At 40.6% G+C, this 2,753-nt stretch carries 7 protein-coding genes and 1 pseudogene; 6 read left to right on the plus strand and 2 right to left on the minus strand.

The features are described from left to right. From IM477_RS00825 to IM477_RS00840, 4 genes and pseudogenes are all read left to right on the plus strand, one after another. Positions 1–128, plus strand: a pseudogene (locus IM477_RS00825) (type II toxin-antitoxin system VapC family toxin); the annotation flags it as partial. Positions 129–316: 188 nt separating this feature from the next. Beyond that, positions 317–556, plus strand: coding sequence for a hypothetical protein (locus IM477_RS00830; RefSeq protein ID WP_287730096.1), 240 nt, complete (start codon positions 317–319; stop codon positions 554–556). Then, the gene (locus tag IM477_RS00835) at positions 556–984 is read left to right on the plus strand and encodes a putative toxin-antitoxin system toxin component, PIN family (protein ID WP_287730099.1); all 429 of its coding nucleotides are present in this window, start codon (positions 556–558) and stop codon (positions 982–984) included. Before IM477_RS00830 ends, IM477_RS00835 begins: the two co-directional genes overlap by 1 nt. Before the next feature lie 60 nt (positions 985–1,044). Next, complete coding sequence (locus tag IM477_RS00840) at positions 1,045–1,167, plus strand: hypothetical protein (protein WP_287730101.1); 123 nt, start codon at positions 1,045–1,047, stop codon at positions 1,165–1,167. On the opposite strand, the gene IM477_RS00845 is transcribed toward IM477_RS00840, so the two are convergent. Together IM477_RS00845 and IM477_RS00850 are read right to left on the minus strand one after the other, a co-directional pair. Further along, positions 1,135–1,521: a type II toxin-antitoxin system VapC family toxin gene (locus IM477_RS00845; protein WP_287730115.1), complete on the minus strand. Its 387-nt coding sequence runs from the start codon at positions 1,519–1,521 to the stop codon at positions 1,135–1,137. The genes IM477_RS00840 and IM477_RS00845 overlap by 33 nt on opposite strands. Further along, positions 1,518–1,745 carry a type II toxin-antitoxin system Phd/YefM family antitoxin gene (locus tag IM477_RS00850; RefSeq protein WP_002763578.1) on the minus strand — a complete coding sequence of 76 codons (228 nt, stop codon included), beginning with the start codon at positions 1,743–1,745 and terminating at the stop codon, positions 1,518–1,520. The genes IM477_RS00845 and IM477_RS00850 overlap by 4 nt, the downstream gene beginning before the upstream one ends. 242 nt (positions 1,746–1,987) lie before the next feature. Between IM477_RS00850 and IM477_RS00855 the strand changes: the two genes are divergently transcribed. Together IM477_RS00855 and IM477_RS00860 are read left to right on the plus strand one after the other, a co-directional pair. Continuing rightward, entirely contained in the window at positions 1,988–2,212 is a 225-nt protein-coding gene (locus tag IM477_RS00855) for a C2H2-type zinc finger protein (protein ID WP_002748889.1), read from the plus strand. Continuing rightward, positions 2,202–2,624: a putative toxin-antitoxin system toxin component, PIN family gene (locus IM477_RS00860; protein ID WP_149985919.1), complete on the plus strand. Its 423-nt coding sequence runs from the start codon at positions 2,202–2,204 to the stop codon at positions 2,622–2,624. Before IM477_RS00855 ends, IM477_RS00860 begins: the two co-directional genes overlap by 11 nt. Positions 2,625–2,753 lie beyond the last annotated feature (129 nt).

Genomic DNA, 2,753 nt, shown 5'->3' on the forward strand with positions numbered 1-2,753 from the left:
GATCTGATAAAAGCTGGGGATTAGTAGATTGTTTTTCTTTTATTGTTATGGAAGAAAATCAAATTACCGACGCTTTAACTTCAGATGTTCATTTTATTCAAGCAGGTTTTCAAGCTTTACTACGATAATTAATTAGCGATCACCATTTAGTTAAAGATATAATTTTACGGCAAGCGCGAAGATGAAAGGACTTTCTAGGCCGATAATTTCTCGATTCTAACCGATCGACGCAGAGAAGGGATAGGCGAACAGAAAACCCTCTCCATTAAGGACTCGTGTTAAACTGATTAATTATGCTGGTGTCTAGAAGCGACCTATGCCGAACTTAACCTTAAGCAACGAACAAGTTATCGACTTATTCAAACAACTCCCCGAAGCACAGCAAAAGGAGGTGTACAAAATTCTAATTCTCGGTCAGTGGAGACAGTTGGAACCAGTATTTAATGAAGGAGCAGAAAGAGCTAGAATCGTAGCCAAAGAACGCGGCTATGATTGGGATACCATGACGGAAGACGAAAGAGAAGAATTTATCGATGAAATCGTTCACGAAAAATAGTGACCTATGTAGTTGTTTTTGATACAAATATATTAATCTCTGCTTGGCTGTCTAAAAACAGCCCTACATTTTCCTGTTTATCGTTAGCGAAGACGGGATCGGTATCTTCAGTAACTTGCCAAGAGATTTTAGACGAATTAACCGAAAAACTTCAGCAGAAATTTCAAATATCTGAACGGGGACTTAGAGAATATATCGCAGAAATTCGTCAATTTTCTAGCCTTGTTCCGATAACAAGACAACTGAGAGCGGTTCCCAACGATCCCGATGACGATATGATCATAGAATGTGCGATCATTGGCAAGGCTACCCATATTATCACGGGGGACAAACATCTTCTTTCACTGGTTGAATATCAAAATATTCAGATCGTGAAAGCAAAAGACTTTTTGGACTTTTTAGATCAAAATAATAACCATCAATTATGAACTTTACTCAATGGGATTTTATTAAAAGACATTCCCGAAGAAGGACTATCCGCGGGGGACGTGGGGACATTGGTAGAAAAGCGTCAAGTTGAGGGATTAGAAAGGGGTTATAGTGTCGAGTTTTCCGATATGTTGGGAAAAACGATCGCCCTACCAAAGACGTTGAATACCGTACCGATCTAAAATAGTATCTACAGTAATAATCGGAATATTGTCAACAATGGCTTGAGCTACCAGAAGGCGATCAAAGGGGTCTTTATGATAAAAAGGAAGGGTGATCAGCGCATCCGTATGTTCTGGTGTGATGGCAAGGATATTAAATTGATATTGATTAAGGCATACGTCGATAAAATCTTTGTAAGATTGATGTAAAATGAGTTTACCGATACTGATTTTGATGGCGATTTCCCAATAGGATGCTGGGCTGATTAATATTTCGTTATTTTGGTTAATAATTAGTTGATGGGCGGCGCTACTTAGTGGGGATTCGTTGAGTGTGTACCAAAGCAGAGTATGGGTATCGATTAGACATTTCAATGCAGATACTCCGCGAAGTCTTGTAAGTGTTCTTCATCATCGGCCACGATGGTAATCATTCCTTTACATAGGCCAGGCCCCGGACGTTGGGGAGATGTGGGGGTTTGCCCGATTAATTTGGCTAGTGGGAGATTATTATCGGTAATCAACAATTCTTCCCCCGGTTTGAGATTGTATATCAGTTCGGGCAGTTTGGCTTGAGCTTCTTGGAGAGAGACAATCATAATTTTACGGCAAGCGCGAAGATGAAAGGACTTTCTAGGCCGATAATTTCTCGATTCTAACCGATCGAAGCCCGGAAGGTGTAGGCGAACCGAAAACCTTCTCCATTAAGGACCGGTGTTAAACTGATTAATCATGCTGGTGTCTAGAATTGACCTATGCCGAACTTAACCTTAAGCAACGAACAAGTTATCGACTTATTCAAACAACTCCCCGAAGCATAGCAAGAATGAGCCTTAATAATATGAGCAAAATTTCGATCGAAGTCAGTCCCGAAGCGGCAGAAGTCTATCAATCCGCATCCCCGGAGGAACAAGAACGCGTCCGGGTTCTTGTCGATTTGCTAATTAGAAAGCCAGTTAACAGCGATATCGATTTCTTGAGAAAACTAATGGACGAAATTAGTGATGAGGCGGAAGCTAGAGGATTAACCCCCGAAATTTTAGAATCTTTACTAAATGAGCCTTGAATATTCTTTTATTCTCGATACCAACGTTTTAGTAAGCGCGCTTCTGTCGAAAAACGGCAAAGCTCGTCAGGCATTAGACAAAGCCCAAAATATCGGCAAGCTTTTAATGTCCGAATCTACTTTGTTAGAATTGATCACTGTTTTCAATCGTCCCAAATTCGATAGATATGCCTCCTCAGCAAAAAGGCGGCTATTTATAACGGCGATAGAAAGAACCGCGGAAATTGTCGTGATTCGAGAGAAAATCAAGGTTTGCAGAGATGAGAAAGATAATCAGTATTTAGAACTGGCGATCGATGGTCAAGCTACCTGTATTGTAAGCGGCGATTCTGATCTATTAGTTTTAAATCCATTTCGAGAAATCCCAATTTTAACGATTCAAGAATTTCTAGATCATGACTTTTCCCGTTAGCGATCAGTCCCCCCACCCACGAGCCGGCTAGAGACCCGTGTTAAACTGATTAATCATGCTGGTGTCTAGAAGTGACCTATGCCGAACTTAACCTTAAGCAACGAACAAGTGATCGAATTAGTCAAACAA

The sequence above is a fragment of the Microcystis sp. M090S1 genome, assembly GCF_020246295.1.
Classification (GTDB): Bacteria; Cyanobacteriota; Cyanobacteriia; order Cyanobacteriales; family Microcystaceae; genus Microcystis; species Microcystis aeruginosa.

Excerpts from the sequence above, each read along its gene's own strand:
- IM477_RS00855 (WP_002748889.1), top strand. The coding sequence starts at position 1,988 with ATGAGCAAAATTTCGATCGAAGTCAGTCCCGAAGCGGCAGAAGTCTAT.
- IM477_RS00850 (WP_002763578.1), bottom strand. The coding sequence starts at position 1,745 with ATGATTGTCTCTCTCCAAGAAGCTCAAGCCAAACTGCCCGAACTGATA.
- IM477_RS00860 (WP_149985919.1), top strand. The coding sequence starts at position 2,202 with ATGAGCCTTGAATATTCTTTTATTCTCGATACCAACGTTTTAGTAAGC.
- IM477_RS00830 (WP_287730096.1), top strand. The coding sequence starts at position 317 with ATGCCGAACTTAACCTTAAGCAACGAACAAGTTATCGACTTATTCAAA.